The organism is Pseudomonas sp. 18058 (assembly GCF_902706155.1).
In the GTDB taxonomy this organism is placed as follows: Bacteria; Pseudomonadota; Gammaproteobacteria; order Pseudomonadales; family Pseudomonadaceae; genus Aquipseudomonas; species Aquipseudomonas rustica.
The window spans coordinates 35,422-50,256 of sequence record NZ_CACSJY010000023.1 but is presented as its reverse complement, the minus strand read 5'-3'; the positions used below and the strand labels follow the sequence as shown (position 1 = coordinate 50,256).

Below are 14,835 nucleotides of genomic sequence, written 5' to 3'. Positions count from 1 at the left end.
GCCGCCCGTCAGATGTGCAGGATGTATTCACGAACCAGTTTGCTGCCGAAATACGCCAACATCAGCAGGCAGAAACCGGCGAGAGTCCAGCGAATCGCCTTGTGACCGCGCCAACCGAGACGGTTGCGGCCCCACAGCAGCACGCTGAACACGATCCAGGCCAGACACGCCAGCAAGGTTTTGTGTACCAGATGCTGGGCAAACAGGTTCTCGACGAACAGCCAGCCGGAGATCAGCGACAGCGACAACAGCGTCCAGCCGGCCCAGAGGAAACCGAACAACAGGCTTTCCATGGTTTGCAGCGGCGGGAAGTTCTTGATCAGTCCGGACGGGTGTTTGTGCTTGAGCTGGTGATCTTGCACCAGCACCAGCAAGGCCTGGAACACCGCGATGGTGAACATGCCGTAGGCCAGCAGCGACAGTAGAATGTGCGCGAGGATGCCCGGTTCTTCGTCGATGATCTGCACAGTGCCGGTCGGCGCGAACTGCGCCAGCAACACCGTGACCGCGCCGAGCGGGAACAGCAGCACCAGCAGGTTCTCCACCGGAATCCGTGAGCAGGCAATCAAGGTCAGGGCGATCACCGCCGCCGAGATCAGGCTGGAGGCGCTGAAAAAGTCCAGGCCCAGGCCAATCGGCGTCAGCAAATGCGTGAACAGGCTGGCGAACTGGGCCACCACGGCGAGTACGCCGAGGGAAACCAGCAGGCGCTTGTTCGCCTTGGCACCGGCGGCCAGACGCGTGCCTTGATAGAGAGTCGCAGCGGCGTATAGAAGGGCGGCGGCGAGGGTGGTCAGCAAACTGGGTGACAAGGGGAGCATAAATCCTGTTAGGCAAGCCCGAAAGGGGCTGAGTTTGGCATAGAACCGCCATGGCACGAAAGACTCAGGAAGCTGACGGCGAGGTGTCCGCCAGCCGCAGTCTTCGCTATAATCCGCGACCTGCCCACGCCGCAGGCTCGCCGAGCACATGTTGATTCCGGTCTGGGCCGCCATTATCCCGGTCTACACAGGGCCTGAAAGGATCGCGCAATGTTTGAAAACTTAACCGACCGTCTCTCGCAGACGCTGCGCCATGTCACCGGCAAGGCCAAGCTGACCGAAGACAATATCAAAGACACCCTGCGTGAAGTGCGCATGGCGTTGCTCGAAGCCGACGTCGCCCTGCCGGTGGTCAAGGACTTCGTCAATTCGGTCAAGGAGCGCGCTGTCGGCACCGAGGTGTCGCGCAGCCTGACGCCGGGCCAGGCGTTCGTGAAGATCGTCCAGGCCGAACTCGAAAGCCTGATGGGCGCGGCCAACGAAGACTTGAACCTGAGCGCCGTGCCGCCCGCCGTCATTCTGATGGCCGGTCTGCAGGGTGCCGGTAAAACCACCACCGCTGGCAAACTGGCGCGCTTCCTGAAAGAGCGCAAGAAGAAGTCGGTCATGGTCGTGTCGGCGGACGTTTATCGTCCTGCGGCGATCAAACAGCTGGAAATGCTCGCCGGTGAAGTGGGCGTGACCTTCTTCCCGTCTGACCTGAGCCAGAAGCCGGTCGACATCGCGCAAGCTGCTATTAAAGAAGCAAAACTGAAATTCATCGACGTGGTGATCGTCGATACCGCCGGTCGTCTGCACATCGATGAAGAGATGATGGGCGAGATCAAGGCGCTGCACGCCGCGATCAACCCGGTCGAAACCCTGTTCGTGGTTGACGCCATGACCGGTCAGGATGCGGCCAACACGGCCAAGGCCTTCGGTGACGCGCTGCCGCTGACCGGTGTGATCCTGACCAAGGTCGACGGTGACGCCCGTGGCGGTGCTGCGCTGTCGGTTCGCGCCATCACCGGCAAGCCGATCAAGTTCATCGGTATGGGCGAGAAGAGCGAAGCGCTCGATCCGTTCCACCCTGAGCGTATCGCCTCGCGCATTCTCGGCATGGGCGACGTGCTCAGCCTGATCGAACAGGCCGAAGCGACCCTCGACAAAGACAAGGCCGACAAACTGGCCAAGAAGCTGAAGAAGGGCAAGGGCTTCGACCTCGAAGACTTCCGCGATCAGCTGCAACAGATGAAAAACATGGGCGGCCTCGGCGGCCTCATGGACAAACTGCCGAGCATCGGCGGCGTCAACCTGTCGCAAATGGGCAATGCCCAGAACGCCGCAGAGAAACAATTCAAACAGATGGAAGCCATCATCAACTCCATGACCCCGGCCGAGCGCCGCGACCCTGAGCTGATCAGCGGTTCGCGCAAACGCCGTATCGCCATGGGTTCCGGCACTCAGGTGCAGGACATCGGTCGCTTGATCAAGCAGCACAAGCAGATGCAAAAGATGATGAAGAAATTCACCGCGAAAGGCGGAATGGCGAAAATGATGCGCGGCATGGGCGGCATGTTGCCCGGCGGCGGCATGCCGAAAATGTAAAGAATCCGCGCCGGTCGTCGCACCGGCGCAGACCCTGCAAGGACGCAGGATCAACAGCAAACCCGCACACGGCGGGAGCTGACCGGCCGTTTTTATCGACGGCTCTATATGCAGATCTGCACGGCATGCCATAGGCGCCGGAAAAAGTCATTTGCAAAAGTCCGGATATTCCTTAGAATATGCGGCCTTTCGGGCACCCATGCCCGCTGTGCATTTAGATTTGCAGCACCGACTACAGGAACGATGTTCACATGCTAACAATCCGTCTTGCCCTTGGCGGCTCCAAAAAGCGCCCGTTTTACCACCTGACCGTAACCGACTCGCGTAACCCGCGTGACGGCTCCCACAAAGAACAGGTTGGTTTCTTCAACCCTGTTGCCCGTGGTCAGGAAGTTCGTCTGTCCGTGAACCAAGAGCGCGTTGCCTACTGGCTGAGCGTTGGTGCACAGCCTTCTGAGCGTGTTGCTCAGTTGCTGAAGGACTCTGCAAAGGCTGCGGCCTGAGCAATATGAACGCGACGCCAGCTGTTGCTGATGATTTGATCGTTATCGGCAAAATTTATTCTGTTCATGGCGTTCGCGGCGAAGTGAAGGTTTATTCCTTTACTGATCCGACTGAAAACCTGTTGCAGTACAAAACCTGGACGCTCAAGCGCGAAGGCAATGTCAAACAGGTCGAGCTGGTCAGTGGACGCGGGAGCGATAAGTTCCTGGTCGCAAAGCTCAAGGGTCTTGATGATCGTGAAGAAGCTCGTCTTCTGGCCGGTTATGAGATCTGCGTGCCGCGCAACCTGTTCCCTGAATTGACCGACGGCGAGTACTACTGGTACCAGCTGGAAGGTCTGAAGGTCATCGATCAACTGGGGCAAATGCTCGGGAAAGTCGATCATCTTCTGGAAACCGGCGCCAATGATGTAATGGTAGTCAAGCCTTGCGCTGGCAGCCTGGATGATCGTGAACGCTTGCTGCCCTATACGGCGCAGTGTGTGTTGGCAGTTGATCTGGCAGCGGGCGAGATGAAGGTGGATTGGGATGCGGACTTCTAAGCGTGGCTAAATTGCGCGTAGAAGTGATCAGTTTGTTTCCCGAGATGTTTTCCGCCATCGGCGACTACGGCATCACCAGTCGAGCGGTCAAACAGGGGCTCTTGCAGCTGACCTGTTGGAACCCGCGGGATTACACGACGGATCGGCATCACACTGTGGACGATCGCCCGTTTGGCGGTGGTCCGGGCATGGTGATGAAGATCAAGCCCCTGGAAGATGCTCTGGTTCAGGCCAAGGCAGCAGCCGGGGAGGCGGCGAAGGTGATTTACCTGTCCCCCCAAGGCCGTCAACTGACTCAGTCGGCGGTACGCGAGTTGGCACAATCGGATGCATTGATCCTGATTGCCGGCCGCTATGAAGGCATTGACGAGCGTTTTATTGATGCTCATGTCGATGAAGAGTGGTCGATTGGTGACTATGTATTGTCTGGCGGCGAGCTGCCGGCAATGGTCATGATCGATGCGGTTACACGACTGCTGCCTGGAGCTTTAGGGCATGCGGACTCCGCCGAGGAAGATTCCTTTACGGATGGTCTGCTGGATTGCCCGCACTACACCCGACCTGAGGTGTATGCGGATCAGCGTGTTCCCGACGTGTTGCTAAGTGGCAATCACGCGCATATCCGGCGTTGGCGTTTACAGCAGTCCCTTGGTAGGACCTATGAACGACGCGTCGATCTTCTGGAAAGCCGCTCGCTTTCTGGAGAAGAGAAGAAGCTGCTCGAGGAATACATCCGCGAGCGGGACGATAGTTAACAACGTATCGATGGTAGATCGAACGATTTACCTTAGGAGCACAGCATGACCAACAAAATCATCCTTGCACTCGAAGCAGAGCAGATGACCAAAGAAATCCCTACCTTCGCCCCAGGCGACACTATTGTCGTTCAGGTGAAAGTGAAGGAAGGCGATCGTTCCCGTCTGCAAGCGTTCGAAGGCGTTGTAATCGCCAAGCGTAACCGCGGCGTGAACAGTGCGTTCACCGTTCGTAAAATCTCCAACGGTGTTGGCGTAGAACGTACTTTCCAGACCTACTCCCCGCAGATCGACAGCATGGCTGTTAAACGTCGCGGTGACGTACGTAAAGCCAAGCTGTACTACCTGCGCGACCTGTCGGGTAAAGCAGCTCGCATCAAGGAAAAACTGGCTTAAGTCCAGCTTCCGATGCAGAAAAAAGCAGCCTACGGGCTGCTTTTTTGTTGCCCGAATTTCACCGATCCCCTGTAGGAGCTGCCGAAGGCTGCGATCTTTTGATCCTGCTTGTACTCGGAAGCCAGATATCGAGTCTATTTCATGACCACCCGCGACCAGGAAATCGAACGCCGCACCGAACTCTCGGTGACCCGCGTCACCAAAGCCGTCTTCCCGCCGACCACCAACCACCACAACACCCTGTTCGGCGGCACGGCGCTGGCGTGGATGGACGAAGTCTCGTTCATCACCGCCACACGCTTCTGCCGCTTGCCGCTGGTGACCGTGTCCACCGACCGCATCGACTTCAACCACGCGATCCCGGCGGGCTCGATCGTTGAGTTAGTGGGCAAGGCGATCAAGGTCGGCAACACCAGCCTCAAGGTTGAGGTGGAAGTGTTTGTTGAAAGCATGAGCTGTGATGGTCGAGAGAAAGCGATTCACGGGCAGTTCAGCTTTGTCGCGATTGATGACGATAAGCGGCCGGTGCCGGTGCTGCCGGGTTTTGCAGCTTGAATCTTTAAAAGATCGCAGCCTTCGGCAGCTCCTACATGTGATGCGTTTCCCTGTAGGAGCTGCCGAAGGCTGCGATCTTTTGCTTTTAAGCCTGTTGTGCCTCAGGTTGAATCAACGCCAATAACGTCCACCCCGACCCCGGCTTCACGACAGTCTCCGGCGTCACCACATGCACCCAGCCGCTGTCATCGCGCATAAACAGCAACGTCGCGCGATTACCATGCAGCGCCCGGTAATCATCCCAACTGAAGCCATCCGTCAACGTCGTGCTATACAACTCCGCTCCCTGGCCAATCTGACTGGCCAGCTTCGCGTAGGTAAACGCTTCGCTGCCCAACTGATTGCCACGATGCTCAAGACTCGCCCGGTGCTTGTCACTGCGACGGCTTTCCTGACCACTCGCCAAGCCAAACAAGCGCTGATGCCCGAAGTCATGGCGGAAACGCATCGCCGCCAAGGTATTCAGCTCACCCGACGGCGACAGCGCCAGCAAATGCCCCAGCCCGACCAGATCCAGATGCGCATCGGCATGCTGCGAGGCCGGGTTGCCGAAGTACGTCGGCAAACCTTCCATGCGCGCCGCACGAATGTTTTCCCAGCTTGAATCGGTCAGCAATACCCGGCTGCCCAATTGCTGCAGCGACTTGGCCAGCTCGCGTGCCGGGCCATTGGCACCGACGATCAGGAAGCCGCTCGGCGCCGGTTCGGCCACCTTAAGCAAACGTGCCAACGGGCGCGCCGTCGCGCTTTGCAGCACCACCGTGCCGATGATCACCGCGAACGTCAGCGGCACCAGCAGCAGCGCCCCTTCATGCCCGGCCTCGTGCAGACGAATCGCAAAAATCGCCGACACTGCCGCCGCGACAATCCCGCGCGGCGCGATCCAGCACAGCAGCGCGCGCTCGCGCCAGCTCAGGCTCGAACCGGCGGTACTGAGCAGCACGTTCAGCGGTCGGGCGATGAACTGAATCACCACCAACAAAATCAGTACCAACGGCCCAAGGCCCATCAACGCGTACAAATCCAGACGCGCCGCGAGCAAAATGAACAACCCGGAAATCAGCAGCACGCTGAGGTTTTCCTTGAAGTGCAGAATGTGCCGCACGTCCACGCCTTTCATATTCGCCAGCCACATGCCCATCAGCGTCACCGCCAGCAGACCGGACTCGTGCATCACCTCGTTGGAGGCAATGAAAATCCCCAGCACCGCCGCCAGCGACGCGAGGTTATGCAGGTACTCCGGCAGCCATTGCCGGCGGATCACTGTCCCCAGCAGCCAGCCACCGACAACGCCGAACACCGCACCACACAGAATCACCCCGCCAAACGTAAATAGACTCTGTTTGAGCCCATGACCTTCAGCACTGGCAATAATGAAGCTATAAACCACAACGGCGAGGAGGGCGCCGATCGGGTCGATGACGATGCCTTCCCAGCGCAGAATGTTGGCGATGGAAGATTTCGGCCGCACCACGCGCAGCATCGGCACAATCACCGTCGGGCCGGTGACCAGCGTCAGGCTGCCGAAGAGGATGGCCAGCATCCAGTCGAAACCAAGCAGATAGTGCGTGGCGACGGCGATGACGACCCAGGTCGACAGCGCACCGATGGTCACCAGACGATGCACGACGCTGCCGATTTCCTTCCATTCCGACAGGTGCAGCGTCAGGCTGCCCTCGAACAGAATCAGCGCCACCGCCAGCGATACCAGCGGCATCAGCAAAGGGCCGAACATTTCCTGTGGATCGAGCAGGCCCAACACCGGCCCGACCAAAATCCCCGTCACCAGCAGAAACAGAATCGCCGGCAGCTTCAGGCGCCATGCCAGCCATTGGCAGCCCAATGCGGCGACACCGATGCCACCGAATGCCAATAGGATTTGCTGCTCGTTCATTGAAGCTCCCTGTTCCTTGAAATGGCGCGCTGTGAAAGACTAGCGCGCATTATTACTGTTCATTTTCTATTTGCGTACAGCGCTTTTGCGTGTGCGTGCAGAGTGCCCATGGCTGCCATTGACCACCCGCTGATTGATCAATTCCTCGACGCTTTATGGCTGGAGAAAGGCCTGTCCGACAACACCCGTGACGCCTATCGCAGTGACCTGGCGTTGTTCAACGGCTGGGTGCAGGAGAAAAATCTCGAGCTGATCAATGCCGGTCGCGAATTGATCCTCGATCATCTGGCCTGGCGCCTTGAGCAAAACTACAAACCGCGCTCGACGGCGAGATTTCTCTCCGGGGTGCGTGGCTTCTATCGCTACTTGCTGCGCGAGAAGATGATTTCCGTCGACCCGACGTTACGTGTCGAAATGCCGCAGCTGGGTCGGCCGTTGCCCAAGTCGTTGTCGGAAGCTGACGTGGAAGCGCTGCTGAAGGCGCCGGATCTCAGCGACGCCATCGGTCAGCGTGATCGCGCCATGCTTGAGGTGTTGTATGCCTGCGGCCTGCGGGTGACCGAATTGATCAGCCTCACCCTGGAACAGGTCAACTTGCGTCAGGGTGTGTTGCGGGTGATGGGCAAGGGCAGTAAGGAGCGGCTGGTGCCGATGGGCGAGGAAGCGATTGTCTGGGTCGAGCGCTACATGCGCGATGGGCGCGGTGAACTGCTCGGCGGGCGGCCCAGCGATGTGCTGTTCCCCAGTCAGCGCGGCGAGCAGATGACCCGGCAGACGTTCTGGCACCGCATCAAGCATCAGGCCAAGATCGCGGGGATTGGCAAGTCGTTGTCGCCGCATACGTTGCGCCATGCGTTCGCCACGCACCTGCTCAACCATGGCGCGGATTTGCGCGTGGTGCAGATGCTGCTGGGCCACAGCGACCTCTCCACCACACAAATCTACACCCACGTCGCCCGCGCCCGTCTGCAAGAGCTGCACGCCAAACACCACCCGCGCGGCTGACACATCCCCTTTGTTTGAAATACTTATCTGTGGTGAGGGGATTTATCCCCGACGGGCTGCGCAGGGCCCCAAACCTGGCTTGCTCGGTTTGTCTGATAGATCGGGTTGGATGGTTTTAGGGCTGCTTCGCAACCCAGCGGGGATAAATCCCCTCACCACAATAATGTGTGTCAGTCACATATGGGTGTAGCAGTTGCAGAGGCAATGCGTTGCGCGTAGTGCAGATGTTGCTCGGCCACAGCGACCTCTCCACCACACAAATCTACACCCACGTCGCCCGCGCCCGTCTGCAAGAGCTGCACGCCAAACACCACCCGCGCGGTTAACTCCATACCTCCCCGTGTAGGAGCTGCCGAAGGCTGCGATCTTTTGATCTTAAAAACAAAATCAAAAGATCGCAGCCTGCGGCAGCTCCTACATAAAGCAGGTGTGAGGAGTGGCGACAGGCGCATTCGGCCACCGTGGCCTTATGTGTTAGGCTTTGCCGGTTTGCACGATGGACGGTTATGACCCGGTGTTCCGGCACGGGCGTTCTGATCGTTCCATTTGTCCGCCTTCAGGAGTTCTCATGCGTCTGACCCAGATTTTCGCCGCCGCAGCCATTGCGTTGGTCAGCACCTTTGCCGTCGCCGATGACGCGGCCGACAAAGCGATTCGTCAAAGCCTGGAAAAACTCGAACTCGAGGTTCCGGTAGAAAGCATCAATGCCAGCCCGTTGCCAGGCATGTACGAAGTCAAACTCAAAGGCAGCCGCGTGCTCTACGCCAGCGCCGATGGCCAGTACATCGTTCAGGGTTACCTGTTCCAGCTCAAGGACGGCAAACCGGTCAACCTGACCGAGAAAACCGAACGCCTGGGCGTCTCCAAACTGGTCAACGCCATTCCGGTTGCCGAAACCGTGGTCTACCCGGCGATCGGCGAAACCAAATCGCACATCACCGTGTTCACCGACACCACCTGCCCGTACTGCCACAAGCTGCACGCCGAAGTGCCTGAGCTGAACAAGCGCGGCATCGAAGTGCGCTATGTTGCGTTCCCGCGTCAGGGCCTCGGTTCGCCGGGTGACGAGCAACTGCAAGCCGTGTGGTGCTCGAAAGACAAGAAAGCTGCCATGGACAAAATGGTCGATGGCAAGGAAATCAAGGCCGCCAAGTGCGAGAACCCGGTTTCCAAACAGTTCGCTCTGGGTCAGTCGATTGGCGTGAACGGTACACCGGCCATCGTTTTGGCCGACGGACAAGTCATTCCGGGCTACCAGCCTGCGCCACAAGTCGCCAAACTGGCGCTGGGCGCGAAGTAATTCGCATCGTCACGGTCAGCCGCTGACGATCATGGTCCGGCAGCAACATTGCCGGGCCATCAATAGAGAGCCGCGAGCACGCGGTTGTTTTCCGGCCGACCCAGCGTCGGCCGTTTTATGGGGAGTTCACAGTGAATCCGGTCAAAGTAGGCATCTGTGGGTTAGGCACCGTCGGTGGCGGTACCTTCAACGTACTTCAGCGCAACGCCGAGGAAATTGCTCGTCGTGCCGGGCGTGGAATCGAAGTGGCACAAATTGCCATGCGCACGCCAAAGCCTCAGTTCCAGACGACCGGTATTGCGATTACCAACGATGTCTTCGAAGTGGCCACAAACCCTGAGATCGACATCGTTATAGAGCTGATGGGCGGCTACACCGTTGCCCGCGAGCTGGTACTCAAGGCCATCGAGAATGGCAAGCATGTGGTCACCGCGAACAAGGCTCTGATTGCCGTTCACGGTAATGAAATTTTCGCCAAGGCTCGCGAGAAAGGCGTGATCGTGGCGTTCGAAGCGGCCGTGGCCGGTGGCATTCCGGTGATCAAGGCGATCCGTGAAGGCCTGTCCGCCAACCGCATCAACTGGGTCGCCGGGATCATCAACGGCACTGGTAACTTCATCCTCACCGAAATGCGCGAGAAGGGTCGTACCTTCGAAGACGTGTTGGCCGAAGCGCAGGCACTGGGTTACGCCGAAGCCGATCCGACCTTCGACGTTGAAGGCATCGACGCCGCGCACAAGCTGACGATTCTGGCTTCCATCGCGTTCGGCATCCCGCTGCAATTCGACAAGGCTTACACCGAAGGCATCACCAAGCTGACCACCGCTGACGTCAACTACGCCGAAGCGCTGGGCTATCGCATCAAGCACCTCGGCGTGGCGCGCAGCACCGCTGCCGGCATCGAGTTGCGCGTGCACCCGACGCTGATCCCGGCCGATCGTCTGATCGCCAACGTCAACGGCGTGATGAACGCGGTGATGGTCAACGGTGACGCCGCCGGTTCGACGCTGTTCTACGGCGCCGGCGCCGGCATGGAGCCAACCGCTTCGTCGGTGATCGCCGATCTGGTCGACGTGGTTCGCGCCATGACCTCCGATCCGGAAAACCGCGTGCCGCACCTGGCCTTCCAGCCGGACTCGCTGTCGGCCCATCCGATCCTGCCGATCGAAGCCTGCGAAAGCGCTTACTACCTGCGCATTCAGGCCAAGGATCATCCGGGCGTGTTGGCTCAAGTGGCGAGCATCCTCTCGGAGCGCGGCATCAACATCGAGTCGATCATGCAGAAGGAAGTCGAGGAACACGACGGTCTGGTGCCGATGATCCTGCTGACCCACCGTGTGGTCGAGCAGCGCATCAACGATGCCATCGCCGCCCTCGAAGCGCTGGCCGGCGTGAATGGTCCGGTAGTACGGATCCGCGTCGAGCACTTGAACTAAATAGAAGCAGCTGCAAGATTCGAGCTGCAAGCGGCAAGAGAAAAGCGGTCTGGCTTTTACTTGCAGCTTGTAGCTCGTAGCTTGAAGCCCAAACCGAAGGTTTGCCCTTATGCGTTACATCAGTACCCGCGGCCAGGCACCGGCCCTGAATTTCGAAGACGTCCTGCTGGCTGGTCTGGCGACCGACGGCGGTCTGTACGTTCCGGAAAACCTGCCACGTTTCACCCAAGAAGAAATCGCTTCCTGGGCCGGCCTGCCGTATCACGAACTGGCCTTCCGGGTGATGCGCCCGTTCGTCACCGGCAGCATTCCGGATGCCGATTTCAAAAAGATTCTTGAAGAAACCTACGGCGTGTTCGCCCACAGCGCCGTGGCGCCGCTGCGTCAGCTGAACGGCAACGAATGGGTGCTGGAGCTGTTCCACGGCCCGACCCTGGCGTTCAAGGACTTCGCCCTGCAACTGCTCGGTCGTTTGCTCGACTACGTTCTGGAAAAACGCGGCGAGCGCGTAGTGATCGTTGGCGCTACTTCCGGTGACACCGGTTCGGCCGCCATCGAAGGCTGCAAGCACTGCGAAAACGTCGACATTTTCATCCTGCACCCGCACAAGCGCGTGTCGGAAGTGCAGCGTCGCCAGATGACCACGATCTTCGGCGAGAACATCCACAACATCGCCATCGAAGGCAACTTCGATGACTGCCAGGAAATGGTCAAGAACAGCTTCGCTGACCAGAGCTTCCTCAAAGGCACGCGTCTGGTGGCGGTGAACTCGATCAACTGGGCGCGGATCATGGCCCAGATCGTTTACTACTTCCACGCCGCACTGCAGTTGGGCGGCCCGGCGCGTTCGGTGTCGTTCTCGGTGCCAACCGGCAACTTCGGCGACATCTTTGCCGGTTACTTGGCGCGCAACATGGGCCTGCCGATCAACCAGTTGATCGTCGCCACCAACCGCAACGACATCCTGCACCGCTTCATGAGCGGCAATCAGTACGTCAAGGACACCCTGCACGCCACGCTGTCGCCGTCGATGGACATCATGGTCTCGTCGAACTTCGAACGCCTGCTGTTCGACCTGCACGGTCGCAACGGCGCAGCAATCGCCGGTCTGATGGATTCGTTCAAGCAGGGCGGCGGTTTCAGCGTCGAGCAAGAACGCTGGACCGAAGCGCGCAAGCTGTTCGATTCGCTGGCCGTGGATGACGCACAGACTTGCGAAACCATCGCTGAAGTCTACGAGCAGACTGGCGAAGTGCTGGATCCGCACACCGCCATCGGTGTTAAAGCTGCGCGTGAATGCCGTCGCAGCCTGGATATCCCGATGGTCATCCTGGGCACCGCTCACCCGGTGAAATTCCCTGAAGCCGTAGAGAAAGCCGGTGTAGGAAAAGCGCTCGAACTACCTGCACATCTTTCTGATTTGTTTGAGCGAAACGAGCGCTGTACCGTTCTGCCAAACGAGCTGAAAGCCGTGCAAGCCTTTGTCAGCCAGCATGGCAACCGCGGCAAGCCGCTGTAAGCCGTAAAAGCTGTCACATTTTGAAGCCCGTCTCCTGACGGGCTTTTTTGTTTCTGCTGCCACACTGCTCGGGTTTTCACCCACGAAGGACGGGTGAGTTGATCACGAAGGAAGTGGCAATGTGGTTTTCCAGAGATTTGAAGCCAGCCCTGTGCTGGCTGTTTTTATTGGCAATGCTGGGGTTCATGCGCTGGGGGGTAGCGGCGCAACTGATGCAGCATGACGGCGAAGTCGGCAAGGTTCAGCCCATCGAGCTCAACGCAGAAGAGCAGCAATGGATCCGCGACAATCCGCGTGTCATCGTCGCGTCCGTGCAGTATCCGCTGTACCTGTTCCAGGATGAACATGCGCATTGGAACGGCCTGAACAGTGATGTGCTCAAGCGTATCAGCGCGATGACCGGTTTGCAGTTTGTGCATCAAGAGTCTTTCTCCACCGACCACCTGCTCGAACGGCTGGAGCGCGGTGAAGCGGACATCAGCACCACGCTGGCGATGAGCGATGAGCGCAAAGTGTTCCTCGATTTCAGCCATGCCTTTGGCGGTGCCGGCTGGGTGTTTGTCGGGCGTGTTGGCGAACCACAGGTGCAGTCGCTGGAGCAGTTGGCCAAACGTGTGCTGGTGCTGCCGGCCCGGCACGCGCTGGAAGGCATCATCCGCCGCGACTATCCGGCCATTGAGATCCGCTCGGTGAAAACCTATGCCGAAGCACGGGCGTTGGTCGAAAGTGGTGAGGCTTATGCCACGATTGAAAACGAGATTGGCGCGCAGTTGTTTCCTTCCGGATTGCTCAGGGTCGGCGATTTGCTCGAAGGAAAATGGGAGGCAGATCACTTGGCGGTGCGTAAGGGCCAGCCGGAGTTATTGAGCATCCTCAACAAGGCGCTTGAGGCTTTTCCGCCGGAGGAGTTGCGCGCGATTCGGCTCAAATGGCTCGACGGTGTTTCCCCGTTGCGGGTGCCCTCGGTGTGGCAGCGGTTCGCCAGTTGGGGCTGTTGGGCGATGGCCGTGATTGGCACGTTCGGTCTGTTGTCGCTGGTCTGGAATCGGCGATTACGCGCGGCGATCAGGCAACGCACTGAAGCTGAAAAAGATCTCGGCGACCAGTTGGCGTTTCAGCATGCGTTGATCAATTCAATGCCCGATCCGGTGTTCGTCCGCGACCTGCTGGGTCGCTTGATCATGTGCAATCGCAGTTATGAGGAGGCGCTCGACATTCGTTTCGATCAGGTTCAGGGACGCTCGCTGATGGAGGTTGATGCCCTGCCAAAGATCACGTCACGCATGCTTCACGACGAATTCATGGCGCAGCTGCAGACGCGCAAAACGCGATTCTGCCGGCGCCAACTGCAATTCAAAAACGGCTCGCGGGAGATCTACCAATGGACGGTGCCGTTTTACAGCGCCGACGGAAAACTGCGCGGACTGCTCGGTGGCTGGACAGACATGAGCGGACGTCTGCACTGAGTTTGGGAAAAGTCCTATAACCCCTGAGGCCTTTTCCGATGGGAGGCTGAGGACGGCTGCCCTAGAGTGAACGGTGTCTGCGGTGAGAGTCCGCACCCGCCGTTTCAGAGGTCGCCTATGCGCTCGCTCAAAGTCCTGATCCTTGAACACAATCCGTTCCAGTTGATGGCGTTGCACCAGATGCTCAACGCCATCGGCATCTACAACGTACTGACCGCGCCGTCGCTGGGTTCGGCCTTGGGTTCGCTGGAGCAAAGCGGCGTCATCGATATCGCTATTTGCGACCCGCAACTCAAGGGCGGCGATGGCTTGGCGTTGATCCATCATCTGACCCGGCAGGAGCAGTCACGCGCATTGATTCTGCTGGGCAACGTGGCGCCGAGCCTGCTGACCGACCTTGAAACGCTGCTGCACGCGCATGAGCTGCAACTGCTCGGACGCCTGCAAACGCCGGTTTCGGCGGTGTTGATGCGCGGTTTGCTTGATCAATACCTCAGCGCGTTGCATCAACCTGTCGGGGCTTGAAACGCCGTGTATTTTTACTGTCATCTTCGCCGTGCATGCTCCATAGACCGGTAAGGCTCCAGGGATGGAGCAATCGCAGGCAGAACTTTCTTCTCGGACCGGTGGTCATTTATTGTGAACACGCCCCAGGCACTGTGTTTTCGGACTATTGAGTGGAGATCGAGATGGAAAGTATCAGTCTATTGCTCGGTGAGGCTCTGAGCCCGTATCAAGTGACGTTGACCCCTCGCGGCAGCCATGGCGAATGCCTGGTGACCCTGAAGAACAGCAACGGCGCCATTGTGGTGGAACGCGAATTCAATCAGGCGCAGTTGAGCGACAAACGCTTGCTGACCGATGTCGTCGACGGCCTGCACCGTGACGTGCTGATTGCCGAAGGACGGCTGGAACCCTGTGTGATCGCGGCATTGCGCAACGCAGCGCTGGATAAACGTCCGACGCTGTAAAGATGAAATATTTTTTATGGGAACCTTCCTGCATCCCTGTCAGTCAGACCCAGTAACAGCAGGATCAAGCATTGTGCTCCGGTGC

15 protein-coding genes and 1 pseudogene are annotated in these 14,835 nt (G+C 58.7%); 14 read left to right on the top strand and 2 right to left on the bottom strand.

Going from position 1 to position 14,835, the window contains the following annotated elements:
• Nucleotides 1-8 precede the first annotated feature (8 nt).
• A complete protein-coding gene (locus GVL50_RS14580; RefSeq protein WP_159813843.1) occupies nucleotides 9-821 on the bottom strand; it encodes an inner membrane protein YpjD in 813 nt (270 codons plus the stop codon).
• Nucleotides 822-1,031: 210 nt separating this feature from the next.
• Between GVL50_RS14580 and ffh the strand changes: the two genes are divergently transcribed.
• The 6 genes from ffh to GVL50_RS14550 all read left to right on the top strand — a co-directional run bounded on the left by ffh (nucleotide 1,032) and on the right by GVL50_RS14550 (nucleotide 5,159).
• Entirely contained in the window at nucleotides 1,032-2,408 is a 1,377-nt protein-coding gene (ffh, locus tag GVL50_RS14575; RefSeq protein WP_053117442.1) for a signal recognition particle protein, read from the top strand.
• A 251-nt stretch (nucleotides 2,409-2,659) separates the two neighbouring features.
• Nucleotides 2,660-2,911 (top strand): 30S ribosomal protein S16, encoded by a 252-nt coding sequence (rpsP, locus tag GVL50_RS14570; protein WP_045059142.1) that lies wholly within the window; start codon nucleotides 2,660-2,662, stop codon nucleotides 2,909-2,911.
• 5 nt (nucleotides 2,912-2,916) lie between these two features.
• Nucleotides 2,917-3,453, top strand: coding sequence for a ribosome maturation factor RimM (gene rimM / locus GVL50_RS14565; RefSeq protein ID WP_007908985.1), 537 nt, complete (start codon nucleotides 2,917-2,919; stop codon nucleotides 3,451-3,453).
• Between the two features lie 2 nt (nucleotides 3,454-3,455).
• Complete coding sequence (gene trmD, locus GVL50_RS14560) at nucleotides 3,456-4,208, top strand: tRNA (guanosine(37)-N1)-methyltransferase TrmD (RefSeq protein WP_159813841.1); 753 nt, start codon at nucleotides 3,456-3,458, stop codon at nucleotides 4,206-4,208.
• Nucleotides 4,209-4,253: 45 nt separating this feature from the next.
• Nucleotides 4,254-4,604 (top strand): 50S ribosomal protein L19, encoded by a 351-nt coding sequence (rplS, locus tag GVL50_RS14555; protein WP_003175895.1) that lies wholly within the window; start codon nucleotides 4,254-4,256, stop codon nucleotides 4,602-4,604.
• A 141-nt stretch (nucleotides 4,605-4,745) separates the two neighbouring features.
• Nucleotides 4,746-5,159, top strand: coding sequence for an acyl-CoA thioesterase (locus GVL50_RS14550; protein ID WP_159813839.1), 414 nt, complete (start codon nucleotides 4,746-4,748; stop codon nucleotides 5,157-5,159).
• Between the two features lie 85 nt (nucleotides 5,160-5,244).
• Here the strand turns inward: GVL50_RS14550 and GVL50_RS14545 are convergent, their stop codons facing one another.
• On the bottom strand, nucleotides 5,245-7,053 hold the full coding sequence (locus tag GVL50_RS14545; protein WP_053117447.1) for a sodium:proton antiporter: 1,809 nt from the start codon (nucleotides 7,051-7,053) through the stop codon (nucleotides 5,245-5,247).
• A 108-nt stretch (nucleotides 7,054-7,161) separates the two neighbouring features.
• Between GVL50_RS14545 and xerD the strand changes: the two genes are divergently transcribed.
• The 8 genes and pseudogenes from xerD (at nucleotide 7,162) to GVL50_RS14505 (ending at nucleotide 14,750) form a co-directional block, all read left to right on the top strand.
• Complete coding sequence (gene xerD / locus GVL50_RS14540) at nucleotides 7,162-8,058, top strand: site-specific tyrosine recombinase XerD (protein WP_159813838.1); 897 nt, start codon at nucleotides 7,162-7,164, stop codon at nucleotides 8,056-8,058.
• A gap of 209 nt (nucleotides 8,059-8,267) precedes the next feature.
• Nucleotides 8,268-8,384 (top strand): annotated as a pseudogene (locus GVL50_RS14535) (tyrosine-type recombinase/integrase); the annotation flags it as partial.
• 242 nt (nucleotides 8,385-8,626) lie between these two features.
• Nucleotides 8,627-9,358, top strand: a complete 732-nt coding sequence (dsbC, locus tag GVL50_RS14530; RefSeq protein ID WP_053117452.1) for a bifunctional protein-disulfide isomerase/oxidoreductase DsbC — start codon at nucleotides 8,627-8,629, stop codon at nucleotides 9,356-9,358.
• A gap of 131 nt (nucleotides 9,359-9,489) precedes the next feature.
• Nucleotides 9,490-10,794 carry a homoserine dehydrogenase gene (locus GVL50_RS14525; protein ID WP_007908972.1) on the top strand — a complete coding sequence of 435 codons (1,305 nt, stop codon included), beginning with the start codon at nucleotides 9,490-9,492 and terminating at the stop codon, nucleotides 10,792-10,794.
• A gap of 109 nt (nucleotides 10,795-10,903) precedes the next feature.
• Nucleotides 10,904-12,313 carry a threonine synthase gene (gene thrC, locus GVL50_RS14520; protein ID WP_159813836.1) on the top strand — a complete coding sequence of 470 codons (1,410 nt, stop codon included), beginning with the start codon at nucleotides 10,904-10,906 and terminating at the stop codon, nucleotides 12,311-12,313.
• Nucleotides 12,314-12,432: 119 nt separating this feature from the next.
• Nucleotides 12,433-13,779 (top strand): transporter substrate-binding domain-containing protein, encoded by a 1,347-nt coding sequence (locus GVL50_RS14515; protein ID WP_159813834.1) that lies wholly within the window; start codon nucleotides 12,433-12,435, stop codon nucleotides 13,777-13,779.
• A gap of 117 nt (nucleotides 13,780-13,896) precedes the next feature.
• Nucleotides 13,897-14,304 carry a response regulator gene (locus GVL50_RS14510; RefSeq protein WP_159813832.1) on the top strand — a complete coding sequence of 136 codons (408 nt, stop codon included), beginning with the start codon at nucleotides 13,897-13,899 and terminating at the stop codon, nucleotides 14,302-14,304.
• Nucleotides 14,305-14,468: 164 nt separating this feature from the next.
• Entirely contained in the window at nucleotides 14,469-14,750 is a 282-nt protein-coding gene (locus GVL50_RS14505) for a DUF3509 domain-containing protein (RefSeq protein ID WP_053117463.1), read from the top strand.
• Nucleotides 14,751-14,835: the final 85 nt, after the last annotated feature.